The organism is Xylanibacter muris, assembly GCF_013166605.1.
Classification (GTDB): Bacteria; Bacteroidota; Bacteroidia; order Bacteroidales; family Bacteroidaceae; genus Prevotella; species Prevotella muris.
In genome coordinates this window covers 138554-155373 of the sequence record NZ_JABKKF010000006.1, presented here as the reverse complement: position 1 = coordinate 155373, position 16820 = coordinate 138554, and the positions used below count along the sequence as shown (strand labels likewise).

Below are 16820 nucleotides of genomic sequence, written 5' to 3'. Positions count from 1 at the left end.
CCGGTGTGTCTTGGAAACATTCCGGAAAACAGTTTAACTAATCCTTTTTACCATAATTAAAAATAACTTGTCTGATTATGAAGAAATTATTGTTAGGCGACGAGGCTATCGCTCAAGGCGCATTGGATGCCGGGCTGAGCGGAGTATATGCCTATCCTGGTACGCCATCGACAGAAATCACTGAGTATATTCAAAATTCCCCGCTGGCGGAGAGCCGTAACGTGCACAGGCGTTGGTTGGTAAACGAGAAGACAGCCATGGAGGAGGCTCTCGGCATGTCTTTTATGGGCAAGCGTGCTATGGTTTGCATGAAGCATGTTGGACTTAATGTTTGTGCCGACCCGTTTGTGAATTCGGCAATGACAGGAACAAACGGCGGACTTGTGGTCCTTGTGGCCGACGACCCTTCGATGCATTCCTCTCAGGACGAACAGGACAGCCGTTTCTACGGTAAGTTTGCAATGATACCTATGTTTGAGCCCAGCAATCAGCAGGAGGCATACGATATGATGGCGGATGCATTTGATTTTTCCGAGAAGGTGCATCTCCCGGTTCTTATGCGTGTCACTACACGTATGGCGCATTCTCGGGCCGTGGTGGAAACTGTAGATGTTCCGCGTGAGGAAAATAAATTGAACTATAATGCCCGGGCAAAGGATTGGGTGCTTCTGCCGGCTTTTGCCCGTAAGCGCAATGCCTTTGTTACCGGGCAGCAGGCAATGCTTGAACAGGAGGCTGCCGACAGTATCTACAACAAATATATAGATGCTCCGAATCACAGCCTTGGAGTTATAGCCAGTGGTATTGCCTTTAATTATCTAAATGAATGCTATCCCGACGGATGTCCTTACCCTGTGCTTAAGATAAGCCGTTATCCGTTGCCGAAAGAATTGGTGAGAAGAATGACGGCGGCGTGTGATGCTGTGCTTGTCGCTGAAGAAGGACAGCCGTTCATAGAAGAGGCGGTGAGGGGAATAATGCCCGGTGATGCGATGATAAAAGGACGCCTTACTGGGGAACTGCCGCGTACTGGCGAGCTGAATCCTGACCTTATGCGTCGGGCTTTGGGATTGCCGTGTATGGAAGGTTTCGCTCCGTGTGAGGATGTTGTGCCGCGTCCTCCGGCTTTGTGTAACGGATGCGGCCACCGTGATGTATATGCGGCTCTTAATGAAGTTCTTGAAGAATATCCTGACGCAAGGGTTTTTGGAGATATCGGATGTTACACGCTCGGATTCCTTCCTCCATATAATGCCATACACTCATGCGTAGACATGGGGGCAAGTATCACAATGGCAAAGGGAGCGGCAGATGCCGGACAATGGCCTGCTGTGGCAGTCATCGGTGACTCTACTTTCACTCACTCCGGAATGACGGGCCTGCTTGATGCCATAAACGAGCAAGCGGACATCACTGTGATAATAAGCGACAATCTAACTACTGCCATGACGGGAGGGCAGGACAGTGCCGGAACAAATAAGTTTGAAGCTATTTGCCGTGGCCTTGGAGTGGATGAAGAACACCTTAAGGTGGTTGTGCCGTTGCCTAAGAATATGGCAGAGATAAAGGAAACCATTCGTCGCGAGATCGAGTATCACGGACTTAGCGTAATAATACCGCGCAGGGAATGTATGCAGACACTGAAAAGACATTTGAAACAGCAAAAGAAATAAGGGAGGACACGACAATGAAGACAGATATTGTATTATGTGGCGTAGGCGGACAGGGAATACTGTCTATTGCAACTGTCATAGGAGAGGCTGCCATGAAAGAACAACTTTATATCAAACAGGCCGAAGTGCATGGAATGTCGCAGCGCGGAGGAGACGTGCAGAGCAATTTGCGCATATCGTCGTTGCCGATAAACAGCGACCTTATAGGAATGGGCCAGGCTGATGTGATAATATCCATGGAGCCTATGGAGGCGTTGAGATATCTTCCGTATCTGAATAAAAACGGGTGGATAATAACATCTTCAGCCCCGTTTGTAAATATCCCCGACTATCCGGAATCCGATAAGTTGAAAAGAGATTATGCCATGCTTGACAATGTGGTGACGCTGGATATTGAGGCTATGGCAAAGGATAACGGCATTCCGCGCTCTGCCAATATGATTTTACTCGGGGCGGCGCAAAAGGCTCTCGGTATAGAATATGCCAAGCTCGAAGATGCGGTAAGAAGTGTTTTCGGCAGGAAAGGAGAAACTGTGGTTGAGGCTAATCTCAAGGCAATGGCTATCGGCCGTGAGGCTGTATTGAATAACACTGTAAAATAGTATTGTTATGCGTAATACACCTATAGATAAAGGTCTTATAGACGGGGCGATAGATGATTTTGGCATAAAGGATTTTTCCCGTGCCACGATACGTGAGGTGAAGGCTATTGCCGCTTTTGCAGAGAAGAAGTCCGGTGTGGAGTTTATAAAGATGGAGATGGGAATTCCGGGGTTGCCTGCCGCAGCCGTAGGAACAGAAGCCCAGATAAAGGCTCTTGGCAGTGGCATTGCCAACCGTTATCCTGATATTCAGGGATTGCCGGAGCTGAAAATTGCTGCCTCACAGTTTGTGAGGGCATTCATCGGGGTGGATATAAATGAGGAAGGATGTGTGCCGGTGTGTGGTTCGATGCAGGGTACATACGCCGCCTTTCTCACATGTTCGCAGTGTGATGTAAAAAAAGACACGGTGCTTTTCATCGACCCTGGATTTCCTGTACAGAAGATGCAGTTGCAGGTGATGGGGGTGAAATATGAGACATTTGATGTTTATGACTACCGTGGAGATAAACTGGCGGCAAAGCTTGAAAGCTATTTGGAAAAGGGAAACATCTGTGCAATAATATACAGTAACCCGAATAATCCGTCATGGATATGTTTTAATGATGACGAACTGAAAGTTATAGGAGCGTTGGCCGATAGATATGGAGCAGTGGTAATAGAAGACCTTGCATATTTTGCAATGGATTTCCGTAAGGATCTGAGTCGTCCGTTTGAGCCTCCATATCAGTCTACAGTGGCAAGATATACTGATAATTATATAATTCTTATAAGCGGTTCCAAGGCATTCAGTTATGCCGGTGAGCGTATAGGCGTGGCTTGTATAGGCAACGGGCTCTTCTACTGTCATTATCCGCTATTGTCGGAACGTTATGACGGTCTTCCGTTCGGCCTTGTGTATTCCACGAGAATGCTGTATGCCTTGTCTTCCGGAACGAGCCACAGTGCGCAGTTTGCCATGGCTGCAATGTTGAAGGCTGCTTCCGAAGGAACGTTTGATTTCCGTAAGGAAACATCTGTTTACGCAGAACGTGCAAAGGTGATGAAGGAGATATTCCTGCGTCATGGATTTTATATTGTCTATGCCAATGATTTGGATGAGCCTATAGCAGACGGCTTTTATTTCACGATAGGATATCCTGGGATGACGGGCGGACGCCTTGCTCATGAACTGCTGTATTATGGGGTCAGCGCGATATGTCTTGTTACTACGGGGTCTCATCAGGAGGGCCTTCGTGTCTGTACTTCATTTATACGCGAAAGCCAGTATGAGGCACTTGAAAAAAGAATGGCTATATTCCGTGAGAATAATCCCATACGGTAAATACAGCCATTACGGTTCTGCAGAAAGAATATTTTTTCTTTGTAGGTGAAAATTATTGTCTTTTGCGGAAATCTTTTCCGAAGACTGTTTTTATTCTATGATGCCGGCTTTAAGCCACAGCTGAATGATGTCTTTTGCGTCAATGTCTGCTGTGGCTTTTTCTATTTTATATTCTTCCTGTAGTAATTCCGACAACGTGGCGGCATCGAAACATTCTTTGTTTTCCACTGCATGCCATAGGAATGCGGACGATTCGTTCATTGATATTATCCTGCTGAAGTCGATGTTCTCAGAGCCTTCCGCAACGATTATCATTTCTCCGCATATATTGCGAAGTTTGAAACCTTTCTTTATTCTCATTTTTTTTCTTTTTGTTTTATGTAAATCTTTAATTTATTGTCAATATAAAAAGCTATGGCGTCGCATTTACAATGCTGTAACTCCTGTATACCTGTTTGGCATTTCCTGCCCTATAAGGTTATGCGATATATGAAAAGCAGATAGCGGCGTATGGGGTAGAGCCTTGTCCATATCCATGAATATGCTTTCCATTTTCTTGATGAAGTAAGGCATGGCTTGTTGCTCCCTTTTCTGTAAAAACCTGTGGCAATGGCTTTGATGTCCGATAGTCTGCAGTGTTCGCATGCAATGTTTCCGTCACCCCGTAAGACAACATTATCCCCGTTTATTCCAATTATTCTATGAAGCACGTATGTTTTCGGACTTATCTCCGCAAGGGCAATGTCTCCTATATTAAGGTTTCTGACCTTGGATAGTATGGCTTTGTCGCGATCGTCTTCAAGGAATGGTCTCATGCTGTATCCTTTGAGGGGAATTGTCACGGAGTGTCCGTTGCCGATCATTCTTATGACTTCCGGAAGAAAACGGCTGTTGGAAATCTTTTTGTGCTTTATGTCAATGCTGTATGTCATAGGAGGATGATTATTGATATGCATTCAATGTTCTATGGCATAATTCCGCAGCTTCCCTGTCAGGCAGGCAGCGTAGGGTGAATACGGGGATTGTTGCCAACAGTTTTGTCAGGGTGTCGCATATATTGTTGTTTATCTGTAAGTCCCATTTCATTGACGAGCATGACGGCATAATGGATGCCATAGCCTGTAGTACAGGTTGTTTTTCTATACTGTTCGCCGGTGCGCGTTCAATCCTTGTAATGGCACCGAGAGGCACCTTTACGTTTCTGTAGCAAGGTGTTTTCCCACTCCATGGTGAACCGTATAGATAGGGCGTGTCATTAATAATCCTTATTATCGGATTATCATCGTTGATAAGGTCTGTATCCGGAATGTAATTCATCCATAAGTTGCTGTGTGTACTTTTTCCTGTTCCGCTTTTTGCTATGAAAGGAAAGGCTTTCCCGTTGTTTCTGACGCATGAGGCATGTATTAGCAGAGTATCGTGGAAACTTGCCGCGTATGCGAATATAAGCATTATCGCGCTGTTCAGTCCGAATATCCGCATACTTGTGTCTCCCTTAAGCGCACACCGGCATTCTGTAAATTTGCTGTTTGTGATAAGCAAGGCGCAACTTTTTCCATGGAGATCCTTTATTATGAACTGATAGCCTCCGTCGGGAAGATTGAATACCATGGTGTCGCCATTTCCTGTATCGAAGTTTCTTATAAGTTCTTTTTCCTTTGCCGGAGCTGTGGTGTCGTCAATGTAAAGCCGGAAAAGTGTTTCATGAGTTGTTCCGGTTTTATTCTTCGTACTGCAGTCTGTTGTATTGTCAGAGGAGGATAAGTCTGTGCTGAATGATTTGAATGAGGGTAGTAGCTGAATACTATTAACTGTAGTATCAGCGAATGTGATACTACAGTTAAATTCTGCAATGCTGTAGAAAAAAGTTTCTTCCATGTATATATCCCGGTTGATAATCTTTTTCTTTATTATTGTCCGTTGCTTTTTCCGGACAGCCTAAGTCCGGTAGAATAAGTTGGTCTCTTGTTTATGTTGATTGCCTTTGGTGGCAATGGAATATATTCTTTCATCAATGGAAATGCTGCCGTTTCTTATGATTTTCATTGATTGAATGAATCCACGCTTACGGTTTCCTCTTCGGAACTCATGTTTACGGTCTTGAACTTGAACTCATTTGCGTTGATGTATTTCACGTCATATTTGCCATTGGTCTTGACGGTGTATTTCTTTTTCATTTTCATGTATTTCTTTTCAACATCCTTGCGTTTCTGTGCATATATGACAATACACGTTCTGTCAGGCTGTCTCATGGTGCCGGCAAGGTAGTTTTTCAGTTGGTATGAGTAGCTTTCGCGTCCCAATAGGAATTTCTCCTTTGTTTCAATCCATGCGTTGTCCACTGTTTGTATGTCAGTGAAATAAACTGTAGAATCGTTGAATGATGCGGAGAATCCGAACATGTATACTTTCGGTACTACTTTTTCCTTTGCCGATACTTCTGAAAAACTTGCAACTGCTGTCATGAAGACAGCAGTCAGCAGATACTTAAAATATTTCATTTACTTGTATTTGGGTTGTATTAAGAATTGGTTACAATACTTTAAAATAATTCTTTTTATTGTCCGAGATATGATTTTAGCATTTTGTTTTTTGTGCTGCTACGCAACTTTCTTATGGCTTTCTCCTTTATCTGTCTTGCCCTTTCGCGTGTGTGGCCGTATTTTTTCCCGATTTCATCAAGTGTCATTTCCGGCTGGTTTATTCCGAAGAATGCTTCAATCACGTTTTTCTCTCTTTCATTCAATACGCTCAACGCGTTGTTTATCTCAGCCCGCAGAGATTCGAGCACCAACTCTTTATCAGCCATAGGGGAACTTTCGTTGACCATGATATCAAGAAGGCTGTTCTCATCGCTGTCGGAGAATGGGGCGTCCATGGATACATGGCGGCTGTTGACTCTCATCGCATCTCCGATTTTATCTTCAGGAATATCAACTCTTTCGGATATTTCTTCAAGGGACGGCCTTCTTTCGTTTTCCTGCTCGAACTCATTCAGTACACGGTTTATCTTGTTCACCGAGCCGACCTGGTTAAGGGGCAGTCTTACTATGCGGCTTTGCTCGGCAATGGCCTGAAGAATGCTCTGACGTATCCACCATACTGCGTATGATATGAATTTAAAGCCTCTTGTCTCATCGAACTTCTCGGCTGCTTTTATCAGGCCTACATTACCCTCGTTTATCAGGTCCGGAAGACTTAGTCCCTGGTTTTGGTATTGTTTTGCAACAGAGACAACAAATCTGAGATTTGCTTTGGTAAGTCTTTCAAGTGCCTTACGGTCGCCCTTGCGTATACGCTGGGCAAGTTCCACTTCCTCCTCTATGGATATAAGCTCTTCCTTGCCTATTTCCTGAAGGTATTTATCAAGAGCGGAATTCTCTCGATTAGTAATCGACTTTGTGATTTTTAGTTGTCTCATATTGTATCCTATTTAATGCTAAATTGCAAATTTATAGAAAAATAAAATATCAGCCAAATATTTCAAGTTCTATTTTTGTGAATAAAATATTATTAACCCAAATCTAAATATATGTACATTATTTTTGTTGTTGTAGATTATTTAGAAGGATGTGACGCCTATTCATGGAAGGCATGTGTGTCGTATCGTTTCTATGTTTATAAGAAAAGGACAGCACTGCATGAGTCTTTATGACGGACTTTTGCAGTGCTGTGGCCTGTTGTTTCAATCCTTACCGGAAGTAACGCTTCCTATCGGTTCACGTTTTTATTTCACATTACAAATATTATTCTTGAAGCGGTACGGCAAAGTATGTTTTCTTTCCTGTGGGATAAATGCCCTGAATATAGAGCACAGGTTCTTTTTTGGACGCTTCCTTCACTATTTCCTGAAGGTCATCGAGTGTCTTGATGCTTTCACCGTTTATCTTCTGGATAATGAAGCCTTTGCTTACTCCGACATCTTTCAGTTTTCCTCCGTTGACTTTCACTACTTCCACACCGTAAGTGATGTTCAACTGCTTTTTCTGTGCGTCGGTGATTTCCTTGAAGAATGCCCCGAGCACATCGAGGTCTGCATTTTTCACCACTTTTGTATTTCCCTGTTCGTTTTTCAAGGTTACAGTTTTCTTCTGTTCCTTTTTGTTGTGCAGGTAAGTGATGGTAACCTTATCTCCCGGACGTTTCTTGTACATTATCTCCATAAGCTCGGCCATCTTCTTCACGTTTTGTCCGTCAATGGCTGTAATGACATCACCTTTCTGTATGCCTGCATCGGAAGCCGCACAGTCGTCTTCAACGGTATCAACATATATGCCTTCCATAGTGCCGAGGTCTATTTCCTTACCTTGTTCTTTCTGTACGTCGACATAGTTCTTCACGTCAATTCCTGCGATACCGAGGAGGGCCCTTTGTACGGAACCGTATTTTTTGATGTCGTCAACCACCTTGTTCATGATAGCTGTCGGTATTGCGAATCCGTAGCCGCTGTACGAGCCGGTCTGAGAGTATAGCATGGCATTGATGCCGACAAGTTCACCGCGTGTGTTGACCAGTGCTCCACCGGAATTTCCTGAATTGATGGCTGCGTCAGTCTGTATGAATGACTCTACAGCGTTTGCTCCAAGCGAACGTGCCTTTGCGCTTACTATACCGGCTGTTACCGTATTGTTGAGGCCGAACGGGTTGCCTACTGCCAAAACCCATTCACCGACCTTTATGTCATCGCTGTTTGCTATGACAATTGCCGGCAGATTCTTGCCGTCAATCTTTATGAGTGCAAGGTCGGTAGTCTTGTCCGTGCCGATGATTCTTGCCGAATATTCCTTGTTGTCGTTCAGTGTTACTGTCAATTCGTCAGCACCTTCGACCACATGATTGTTTGTTACGATATATCCGTCTGCCGATATGATCACTCCCGAGCCGGTTGCGGTTCTTTTGGGAGTCTGGACCTGTCGTTTCTGTGTGCCTCCTCTGTTGCCTCCTCCGAAGAATCCTCCGAATGGGTCAGAGAAGAAATCGCTGAACGGGTCGCTTTGAACGTCAATTGTCTTCACCTTGCTGTTCTGAACATATTTGATATGAACAACAGACGGCAGTGATTTTTCTGCCGCGTAAGTCAGGTCAACCGGTTGTCCTGCCGGAGTTGCTGCGTCTGCCTTATTGCATGATGCTACCGAAAACATAATTGTCATCATACATAATACAGGGGCGAGATAATTTACAATCTTTTTCATTCCTTTGTTTTTATTTATGTGTTAATATTCCAATCGTTTTGAGCGATGCAAATATAGAGTCAAAAATTCATATTATGACAGATTGTCGTGATAATTTGTCGCATTTTAACAGTTTCCATATTGCTGTTAACGGCAATTATCTGTTTGGGTGATAATAATGAAAAAATGAAAAAGGGATGATATATTTTCTTATTATTTTCGTACAGTCCGGAATTTTACTTAACTTTGCACAACGAAAGCAGTGCTCCGGTCTGCCGCCGGCATTTTTTAGTGCGGGAGGAAAGTCCGGGCAGCGCAGGGTGCTCCACTTCTGAAAATGGAAGCTATTGGCGACAGTAGGTTAAGGTAGAAGAAAACAACCGCCTTTTCTTTTGAATTGGTAAGGGTGAGAAGGTGGTGTAAGAGACCACCGGCCGTCGGGTGACCGTCGGGCTGTACCGTCTGGAGGCTGCAAGTTCATGTATACCACCGTCTGAGGGTTGCCCGCCCGACTTATTCCGGTGGAGGGTAGAACGCTTGAGCCGTATGGTGACATACGGATTAGATAAATGGCAGACACCGTTGTGTCAGCACAGCGGAACAGAACCCGGCTTATAGGGGCAGTGCTTTCTTTTTTTTCATTGTTTTCAGGAAGAGTTATTCTATAATCTTAAGTTTGTGCCTATGAAAAAGAAAATAGAGAGCATAAAGCGTTTTATTCAAGTGGATATATGGGCGATATCGTCAAAGGATGTGTCACCGTTCCGTTATTTTTTGTTGGATGTGTTGAAAAAGCTGATTTTGGCGGTGAGGTTCTTCACCACCAAGCGTGTGTTAAATTCAGCCGCTGCGCTTACTTATTCAACTTTGCTTGCCATAGTTCCGATATTTGCGGTGGTGTTTGCCATAGCAAGAGGGTTTGGATACAATAAGTATATAGAGATGTGGTTTCGCGACGCGTTCCAGTCGCAGCCTCAGGCGGCAGATGTAATCATCGGGTTTGTCAACAGCTATCTTGTGCATACAAAGAGCGGTGTCTTTCTTGGGATAGGTCTTGTGTTTATGGTTTACACCGTACTTATGCTGGTAAGCAATGTCGAGAGTGTGTTCAACGGTATATGGCAGGTGAAGAAACAGCGCAGCATCTTCCGTACCTTTACGGACTATATGGCTATGTTTGTTCTTTTTCCGATAATAATCGTAGTGACGTCCGGCGTGTCGATTTTCGTGGCGACTGTTGCCGACAGGCTTCCTGACGTGATTCTTCTCGGGCCTGCGGTAAGGTTTCTCATAGACCTTATTCCATACGTGTTCATGTCGGCGATGTTTATCGGACTTTATGTTTTCATGCCTAATACACACGTTCAGTTGCGCAGTGCCGTTGTTCCGGGTATCCTTGCCGGTGTTGCCATGCAGGGTTTGCAGTTCTTTTATATACATTCACAGATGTGGGTTTCGGGCTACAATGCTATATACGGTTCCTTTGCAGCGCTTCCGCTGTTTATGCTATGGGTTCAGATTTCATGGACGATATGTCTGTTCGGAGCCGAGCTTTGCTATACAAACCAGCATTTGGATTATTATGACTACAGCATGAACACCGGCAATATAAGCCACCGCTACCGTCTGTTGCTGTGCGCCATGATTATGGGAGCGGTGTGCAGGCGTTTTGACAAGGGCGGGAATCCTTATACGGCTTTTGAGGTGAGCGGTGTCGTTGGCATACCTATACGCATAGTGAATGATTTGATGTATGATTTGATAGATGCAGAGCTTCTTATCGAGATTGTTTCAGACGAGAAGGGCGAGCTTTCGCGTTTTGTGCCTTATGAGAATACCTCAAACTTGAGTGTCGGTGTCATGGTGGCCCGTCTTGAATCTGTTGGTAAGTGGAATATAAGCCTTCCGTTGGATAACTGTAAGAGTCAGGCTTTTATGAAAGCGCTTGATTTAAGGGGCAGTTATCTTAAGGCGTCACGGAAAATACTTCTTAAGGATTTTTAGGGCATAGTGCCTTTGCGGGTTTTCCTCCTCTCACCGTTAAAGTATGGATGAAAAACGGCGGGAGGAGGAAAACTGTATTTACTGTTCGTTGTCGGGCCAGTTTGGCGACGGTTTGCGTGCCTGCTTCATCATCCTGTCGAACTCTTTCACTTTTTCCGGATATTTGTCTGCAAGGTTGTGTTGCTCGCCCACATCGTCTTTAAGGTTGTAGAGTTCGAGCGGTGCGTTTTTCTTTATTGTAACACATTTCCAGTCACCGAACCTTGCGGCTCTTTGTTTTCCAGGAAACTCCCAGTATAGCAGCCTGTTGTCTGTATCTGTCTGGCGGCCGTAGAAGAGCGGGAGTACATTTATTCCGTTTATGTTTTGCGGCAGATGTTTTGTCGCGCCGGTAAGGGCTGCCAGTGTGGGCATCACATCGGGGAAGTATATTATGTTATTCAGTTTCTGTACGGGTACTTTCCCCGGCTGGTTCACTATGAACGGCACACGGATGCCTCCTTCGTATAGTTGTGCCTTGCGGCCGCGGAATCCTGCGTTGCAGTTAAGTTCCTCGAGAGGCGCCTGTATTGCCGCACCGTTGTCAGAGGCGAAAATCACCAGAGTGTTCTCCCTGAGGTGCAGTTTGTCGAGTTCCTTGAGCAGTCGTCCTATTGCCTCGTCCATGTGTGTTATGAGCGAGGCATATCTCTTTGTGTTCATATCCCATTGTTCGTCGTCGTACCATACAGTGTTGTCTATTATGAACGGTTCGTGCGGAGCGTCGTATGCAAGATACAGGAAGAACGGGTTGTTTTTGTTGCGGTTGATGAACGCTATGGCATCGTCTGTGGATATGTCGGTATTGTGTCTTACGTGTTTGTCGTGCTCATTTTCCTTGATGTTTATTAGTTTGCCGTTGTCGAACCTCCAGTATGGGTAATAGTACGGGCTGTTTGACTCCACGGTGCTTATGAGCCATCCGTAGAATTCGTTGAAGCCCCGGTTTATTGGTGATGCCTCCGGGTTGTATCCGTCAAGATGCCATTTGTTTACAAGACATGTGCGGTAGCCGGCTGCGCTCAGTACGGTGGCTATTGTTGTGTCTTCGGGCAGGATGTTTGCGCGTCTGACGTATGTGGTGTCTCCTTTCGGGCTTATCTTTATGCCTTTTATACCTCCTGCGCGGCATGTATTGTCGCGTATGGTAGTGTTTCCGGTGTTTTTCCCGGTCATCAGCGCGCATCTTGAGGGCGAGCTGATGCCTGAGCCGGCATAGCACTGTGTGAATCTTGTGCCGGTTTCGGCAAGTTTGTCGATATTGGGAGTTTTCACATACTTGCTGCCATAGCATGAAAGGTCGCCGTATCCCATATCATCGGCCAGGATGAATATTACGTTCGGCTTTTCTGGTGTGGCTTTTGTCATAGTGTTGTTGTCGGTTGCGTTTGCGGCCATAGGCAGGATTACAGTCATTGCCGTTATTCCGCTGTGCCGGATATTGTGATGTTTCTTGCTCATAATTTAAGATTGTGTAAATATGAGGGGGCAAAGTTACTACAAAAAAGTGAAATGCGGAAAGATATAGTGATAGAATTGAGTTACAAGGGTTTCAGTCGGGTTTCCGATTATTCGTGAAGCCATCGCAATCACCGCTGAAGCCAAATCAGGACGCCGCTACGTTACTTGTCCGTAACCATGCCCGAAAGGGCGACAAACGGACACGGATAGCGAAACAAGGCGTTAAAGATTAGTGAGTTACTGACAACCCACGCAATAAATCCGGTTACGAAAAAAGATTGCGCCGTTCCTCCCCGTTTTGCGTACCGACACCGGACTCTTCACCAACTAATTTTGAACCTAAAAAAATTAAGGACGATGAAGAGTACATTTTCAGTAATCTACTACCTCAAACGTCAGGTAGTGAAAAAGGACGGGACAGTCCCCGTCATGGGACGCATCACGGTGGACGGCAGCCAGACGCAGTTCAGTTGTAAACTGACCGTCGATCCCAAGCTGTGGGACACCAAAGGGGGACGTGTCACGGGCAGAAGCTCGGCAGCACTCGAAACGAACCGCATGCTCGACAAGATGCGTGTGCGCATCAACAAACATTATCAGGAAATCATGGAGCGTGACAACTTCGTCACGGCGGAGAAGGTCAAGAACGCCTTTCTCGGACTGGAACACCGCTACCACACGCTGATGCAGGTGTTCCGCCAGCACAACGAGGACTACGAGAAACAGGTGGCGGCTGGCATGAAAGCCAAAGGCACGCTCCTGAAGTACAGGACCGTTTACAAGCACCTGCAAGAGTTCCTCACCATCCGCTACCGCGTGAAGGACATCGCGCTGAAAGAGCTTACGCCCGCCTTCATCTCCGACTTCGAGATGTTCCTGCGCACGGACAAGCACTGCTGCACCAATACCGTGTGGCTGTATGTCTGCCCCTTGCGGACGATGGTGTTCATCGCCATCAACAACGAGTGGCTCACACGCGACCCGTTCCGGGAGTACGAAATCAAGAAGGAGGAAACGACACGCAGTTTCCTGACGAAAGAGGAAATCCGGCTGCTGATGGAGGGCAGGCTGAAAAACGCCAAGCAGGAACTTTACCGTGATTTATACCTGTTCTGCGCCTTCACGGGCTTGTCGTTCGCCGACATGCGCAACCTGACGGAAGAGAACATCCATACCTACTTCGACGAACACGAGTGGATAAACATCAACCGCCAGAAGACGGGCGTGGTATCCAATATCCGCCTGCTCGACATCGCAAAGCGCATCATCGACAAATACCGGGGACTGTGCGGGAACGGCAGGATTTTCCCCGTTCCCCACTACAACACGTGCCTTGCCGGAATCCGTTCCGTCGCCAAACGTTGCGGCATCACCAAGCATATCACATGGCATCAGAGCCGCCACACGGCAGCTACGACGGTGTTCCTCTCCAACGGCGTACCCATCGAAACGGTAAGCTCCATGCTGGGACACAAGAGCATAAAGACTACACAGATATACGCAAAAATCACCAAAGAGAAGCTCAACCAAGACATGGAGAACCTTGCGGCAAGGTTGAACGGCATCGAGGAATTTGCAGGTTGCACCATCTAAAACAGAGAAGCCATGAAACGTGATATAATTATCATAGAGGACAACACGGTCAGCGTAACTGGTAACGAGATATGGATGACCGCCACAGAAATCGCCGGACTGTTCCACACGGGCGTCCCGGCAGTGAACGCCGCCATCAGAGCCGTCCGCAAGCCGGACGTGCTGAACGACTACGAGGTGTGCCGCTACATGCGGCTTGAAAACGGGCTTTCAGCCGACGTGTATTCGCTGGAAATCATCATCCCTGTCGCCTTTCGGCTGAACACCTACCACGCCCATCTTTTCCGCCGCTGGCTGATGGACAAGGCACTCGCAAAAGACAAGCATATCGCCTACATGGTATTCGTACATAGCGGAAAAGGCGGTTACTGCTGAAAAGACGATGACAATCAATTAAAAACGGACAACCATCAAGCTGTCCGTTTTAACTTTAAGATAGTCAATTTGGAATATACGAATTATTTGTTAAAGAATATGAGGTATCAAAATTGAGATGGCTTATATAACATCTCATACTTTAATGAGCCACAATCAATGTACATATCAAATTCCGCAATTCCTTTTTCTTGTGCTATATAATGCAATATTTTCTTGTTGATATTTGAAATTCTCTCTCCATAATAGATTGCTTTAGGAACAATTTTCAGGCTTGTTGCACGAGAATGTGTGGCAGGTTGTTTCTCGGAATGAATAATACGCCATTCATTTTCATATTCCCACTGTGTGGATTTGTGAATAGCCATTTTCAAATGTGATAGTGAATCTATATTTTTAACATCCAGCCCCAAACTCTTTGCTATATACCATTGAATAAAGCTATTTGCATCAAAACGGTCGTTATCATATATAACAGGCAAGATACAACAATTCATTTCTCCTTGTTCTAATAAGAACCTTAAATCATATTCCAATGCAAACCCTTCATGATTTTGGGCATAGTGGCTCCACATTATAACAGAATCTATGTTTTCGCTTAAACATGCTATCGTAGATACGATCTTTAATGTATCCCCCATTTTTAATAGGATTTCTTTCAATATGTTTTCCATTGCAGCACTAAAAAGAGCTAATCTCAATGGATTTATACCATTACATGATATTACCTGTTTTTTTAAACCTGCCAAATTGTTTTTTCCGAAAAATTGGATTACACTTGGAGGAAAATCAAAATCTTTATTTTCAAGTATCTGTTTGAATTGTTCAAGAAATTCTTCTGTACAACAGGCTCTCATTTGCTCTTGAATATTATCCAAACTATAATAAACAAGAGTGTCATAGGGGTCATTAAACTTATCAGCAGTAACAGCATAAACCAAATCCTTATCAAAAGCATCAAGGTTTAATGTTGAACAACTCCTATATCTATACAGTTTTTGCGGCAACATTGACATCAATGCTGCACTTATTGGATAGATTCGAGATTTTATGTCCTCTTGCTCTATTCCTTCAGGAATTATTGTGGATTCTAACAATTTTGCAAATTCACTCCGAAGCATAATGGTATTTCATTTTTAACTACAAAGGTACGCATTTTATTCCGGAATGCCAGAACATTATTCCAGCGGCTTGCGGTAGTTCACCTCTAACAGCTCACGCAACCCGGATTCGGGGTAAAGCACCTTCCCTCCCAAAAGGATAAAGGGCAGCACCCTGTTGTTGCGGTACTCCTGCAAGGTGCGGCGGCTGACACGGAGCAAGTCCGCCACCTCCCTGTCCGTAAGGTAACGTTCCCCGTCCAGCGGCGGACGGTAACTTTCCAAAAATGCGGAGAGCTATTTAGAGCCTTTGCGCATATTCTGCACCACTGTGGCAAGCGGCTCGTCCTCCAGTGTAAAAACATCGTTGTTCTCGTTCATCATAACTTTGGATTCAGTGGGTGAATAATAAGATTATCTGCCGCCGGGATAGAGCGTACCGATAAGCGGAATCAGTCTCCTGACTTCTTCCGGCTTGTAATAGAACCTGCGGTTTATCTGCGAGTAGCCGATAAGCCGCTTGTCGCGTAACGTCTGCAACGTGCGCGGGCTGATTCTCAACTGCCCGCAGACCTCCTCGCCCGTGAGCCATCTTTCCAGCCGCCCTCCATCGCTCTTGCGCCTCAGGGCGGCTACCTTCTCCGCGAGGGCGTTGAAGGACGCCACCATCATCTCGAAGGTCTTTTTCTCGATAGATACTATTTCCATAAGCAAAACATTTCAGAGTTTGCCGCAAAGGTAACGAAGCCGCCATGAACACGCACCATTTCCCACTAAAAGGCAGCTTGTTGCGCCGTCTGTCCGGGTTACGGAGTCATTATCCGTAAAAATCTTACGTGAGCCACGTAGTGAGCTGTTAAAGCCCCTTTGGTTTATTGCCGAATTTTGCCGCATAAACCAAAAGAAAGGACTGAATATGAAAGTGATAACGATGGAAAGTTCCGCCTTCACCGCATTGACGGAACAGATAGCCGAGATAGCGGCACACGTGCGTGCCGTTTCCGGCGGGAGGAAGGAAGAATCCCCCGACAGGCTGCTCACCACCCGCGAGGCGGCGCACCTGCTGAACGTGAGTTGCCGCACCCTCCAGCGCATGCGCAGCGAACAGCGCATCGCCTATGTCGTGCTGCGCGGCAAGTGCCGCTACCGGCAGTCGGAAATCGACCGCCTGCTCGAAGACAGCACCGTCACGGGTGATGCCGCGACACCGGAACAGCTGAAACGCAACCACACGCTGCGCACGAGCGGCAGCCCCAAAGGAAGGAGGACGTAGGACATGGAACTGCTTACCCGCAACAATTTCGAGAACTGGATGCAGAAGGTGATGGAACGGCTCGACCGTCAGGACGAGATGCTGCTATCCATGCAGCCGTCCGGCAAAGCCCCGAACCCGATGGACGGGATCAGGCTTTTCGACAACCAAGACCTGTGCATGCTGCTCCAGATCAGCAAACGCACCCTGCAACGCTACCGCA

General features: G+C 45.9%; 16 protein-coding genes, 1 other RNA gene and 1 pseudogene. 8 read left to right on the top strand and 10 right to left on the bottom strand.

The window, feature by feature from the left end; all coding sequences use genetic code 11:
* Positions 1–77: 77 nt before the first annotated feature.
* Genes HPS56_RS08125 through HPS56_RS08115 form a run of 3 tightly spaced genes read left to right on the top strand, consistent with a single transcriptional unit; the run spans position 78 to position 3599 of the window.
* On the top strand, positions 78–1673 hold the full coding sequence (locus HPS56_RS08125; RefSeq protein WP_172275647.1) for a thiamine pyrophosphate-dependent enzyme: 1596 nt from the start codon (positions 78–80) through the stop codon (positions 1671–1673).
* A gap of 14 nt (positions 1674–1687) precedes the next feature.
* Positions 1688–2275, top strand: a complete 588-nt coding sequence (locus HPS56_RS08120) for an indolepyruvate oxidoreductase subunit beta (RefSeq protein ID WP_172275646.1) — start codon at positions 1688–1690, stop codon at positions 2273–2275.
* 7 nt (positions 2276–2282) lie between these two features.
* On the top strand, positions 2283–3599 hold the full coding sequence (locus HPS56_RS08115; RefSeq protein WP_172275645.1) for an aminotransferase class I/II-fold pyridoxal phosphate-dependent enzyme: 1317 nt from the start codon (positions 2283–2285) through the stop codon (positions 3597–3599).
* Between the two features lie 90 nt (positions 3600–3689).
* Here the strand turns inward: HPS56_RS08115 and HPS56_RS08110 are convergent, their stop codons facing one another.
* From HPS56_RS08110 to HPS56_RS08085, 6 genes are all read right to left on the bottom strand, one after another.
* Complete coding sequence (locus tag HPS56_RS08110) at positions 3690–3959, bottom strand: PqqD family protein (RefSeq protein ID WP_172275644.1); 270 nt, start codon at positions 3957–3959, stop codon at positions 3690–3692.
* Positions 3960–4069: 110 nt separating this feature from the next.
* A complete protein-coding gene (locus tag HPS56_RS08105) occupies positions 4070–4531 on the bottom strand; it encodes a S24/S26 family peptidase (protein ID WP_172275643.1) in 462 nt (153 codons plus the stop codon).
* A gap of 10 nt (positions 4532–4541) precedes the next feature.
* Entirely contained in the window at positions 4542–5477 is a 936-nt protein-coding gene (locus tag HPS56_RS08100) for a hypothetical protein (protein ID WP_172275642.1), read from the bottom strand.
* Between the two features lie 164 nt (positions 5478–5641).
* A complete protein-coding gene (locus HPS56_RS08095) occupies positions 5642–6100 on the bottom strand; it encodes a hypothetical protein (protein WP_172275641.1) in 459 nt (152 codons plus the stop codon).
* Between the two features lie 56 nt (positions 6101–6156).
* Complete coding sequence (locus HPS56_RS08090; RefSeq protein WP_172275640.1) at positions 6157–7020, bottom strand: sigma-70 family RNA polymerase sigma factor; 864 nt, start codon at positions 7018–7020, stop codon at positions 6157–6159.
* Positions 7021–7345: 325 nt separating this feature from the next.
* Positions 7346–8794, bottom strand: coding sequence for a Do family serine endopeptidase (locus HPS56_RS08085; protein WP_172275639.1), 1449 nt, complete (start codon positions 8792–8794; stop codon positions 7346–7348).
* A gap of 238 nt (positions 8795–9032) precedes the next feature.
* Between HPS56_RS08085 and rnpB the strand changes: the two genes are divergently transcribed.
* Both rnpB and HPS56_RS08075 read left to right on the top strand, forming a co-directional pair.
* Positions 9033–9404, top strand: an RNA gene (gene rnpB, locus HPS56_RS08080) — RNase P RNA component class A.
* Positions 9405–9457: 53 nt separating this feature from the next.
* Positions 9458–10777 carry a YihY/virulence factor BrkB family protein gene (locus HPS56_RS08075; RefSeq protein WP_172275638.1) on the top strand — a complete coding sequence of 440 codons (1320 nt, stop codon included), beginning with the start codon at positions 9458–9460 and terminating at the stop codon, positions 10775–10777.
* A gap of 78 nt (positions 10778–10855) precedes the next feature.
* On the opposite strand, the gene HPS56_RS08070 is transcribed toward HPS56_RS08075, so the two are convergent.
* Positions 10856–12277 (bottom strand): sulfatase-like hydrolase/transferase, encoded by a 1422-nt coding sequence (locus HPS56_RS08070; RefSeq protein WP_501981707.1) that lies wholly within the window; start codon positions 12275–12277, stop codon positions 10856–10858.
* Positions 12278–12634: 357 nt separating this feature from the next.
* Between HPS56_RS08070 and HPS56_RS08065 the strand changes: the two genes are divergently transcribed.
* On the top strand, positions 12635–13870 hold the full coding sequence (locus HPS56_RS08065) for a site-specific integrase (protein ID WP_172275637.1): 1236 nt from the start codon (positions 12635–12637) through the stop codon (positions 13868–13870).
* A 12-nt stretch (positions 13871–13882) separates the two neighbouring features.
* Entirely contained in the window at positions 13883–14245 is a 363-nt protein-coding gene (locus tag HPS56_RS08060; protein ID WP_009016622.1) for a virulence RhuM family protein, read from the top strand.
* Positions 14246–14352: 107 nt separating this feature from the next.
* On the opposite strand, the gene HPS56_RS08055 is transcribed toward HPS56_RS08060, so the two are convergent.
* The 3 genes and pseudogenes from HPS56_RS08055 to HPS56_RS08045 all read right to left on the bottom strand — a co-directional run bounded on the left by HPS56_RS08055 (position 14353) and on the right by HPS56_RS08045 (position 16053).
* On the bottom strand, positions 14353–15366 hold the full coding sequence (locus tag HPS56_RS08055) for a DUF2971 domain-containing protein (RefSeq protein ID WP_008151631.1): 1014 nt from the start codon (positions 15364–15366) through the stop codon (positions 14353–14355).
* 57 nt (positions 15367–15423) lie between these two features.
* Positions 15424–15729: pseudogene (locus tag HPS56_RS08050) on the bottom strand (helix-turn-helix domain-containing protein).
* Positions 15730–15759: 30 nt separating this feature from the next.
* The gene (locus tag HPS56_RS08045; protein ID WP_172275636.1) at positions 15760–16053 is read right to left on the bottom strand and encodes a helix-turn-helix domain-containing protein; all 294 of its coding nucleotides are present in this window, start codon (positions 16051–16053) and stop codon (positions 15760–15762) included.
* A gap of 208 nt (positions 16054–16261) precedes the next feature.
* Between HPS56_RS08045 and HPS56_RS08040 the strand changes: the two genes are divergently transcribed.
* Positions 16262–16618: a helix-turn-helix domain-containing protein gene (locus HPS56_RS08040; protein ID WP_172275635.1), complete on the top strand. Its 357-nt coding sequence runs from the start codon at positions 16262–16264 to the stop codon at positions 16616–16618.
* The last annotated feature ends 202 nt before the right edge of the window (positions 16619–16820 follow it).

Coding starts and splice junctions, on each gene's coding strand:
- HPS56_RS08125 (WP_172275647.1), top strand. CDS start 78: ATGAAGAAATTATTGTTAGGCGACGAGGCTATCGCTCAAGGCGCATTG.
- HPS56_RS08120 (WP_172275646.1), top strand. CDS start 1,688: ATGAAGACAGATATTGTATTATGTGGCGTAGGCGGACAGGGAATACTG.
- HPS56_RS08115 (WP_172275645.1), top strand. CDS start 2,283: ATGCGTAATACACCTATAGATAAAGGTCTTATAGACGGGGCGATAGAT.
- HPS56_RS08110 (WP_172275644.1), bottom strand. CDS start 3,959: ATGAGAATAAAGAAAGGTTTCAAACTTCGCAATATATGCGGAGAAATG.
- HPS56_RS08105 (WP_172275643.1), bottom strand. CDS start 4,531: ATGACATACAGCATTGACATAAAGCACAAAAAGATTTCCAACAGCCGT.
- HPS56_RS08100 (WP_172275642.1), bottom strand. CDS start 5,477: ATGGAAGAAACTTTTTTCTACAGCATTGCAGAATTTAACTGTAGTATC.
- HPS56_RS08095 (WP_172275641.1), bottom strand. CDS start 6,100: ATGAAATATTTTAAGTATCTGCTGACTGCTGTCTTCATGACAGCAGTT.
- HPS56_RS08090 (WP_172275640.1), bottom strand. CDS start 7,020: ATGAGACAACTAAAAATCACAAAGTCGATTACTAATCGAGAGAATTCC.
- HPS56_RS08085 (WP_172275639.1), bottom strand. CDS start 8,794: ATGAAAAAGATTGTAAATTATCTCGCCCCTGTATTATGTATGATGACA.
- HPS56_RS08075 (WP_172275638.1), top strand. CDS start 9,458: ATGAAAAAGAAAATAGAGAGCATAAAGCGTTTTATTCAAGTGGATATA.
- HPS56_RS08070 (WP_501981707.1), bottom strand. CDS start 12,277: ATGAGCAAGAAACATCACAATATCCGGCACAGCGGAATAACGGCAATG.
- HPS56_RS08065 (WP_172275637.1), top strand. CDS start 12,635: ATGAAGAGTACATTTTCAGTAATCTACTACCTCAAACGTCAGGTAGTG.
- HPS56_RS08060 (WP_009016622.1), top strand. CDS start 13,883: ATGAAACGTGATATAATTATCATAGAGGACAACACGGTCAGCGTAACT.
- HPS56_RS08055 (WP_008151631.1), bottom strand. CDS start 15,366: ATGCTTCGGAGTGAATTTGCAAAATTGTTAGAATCCACAATAATTCCT.
- HPS56_RS08045 (WP_172275636.1), bottom strand. CDS start 16,053: ATGGAAATAGTATCTATCGAGAAAAAGACCTTCGAGATGATGGTGGCG.
- HPS56_RS08040 (WP_172275635.1), top strand. CDS start 16,262: ATGAAAGTGATAACGATGGAAAGTTCCGCCTTCACCGCATTGACGGAA.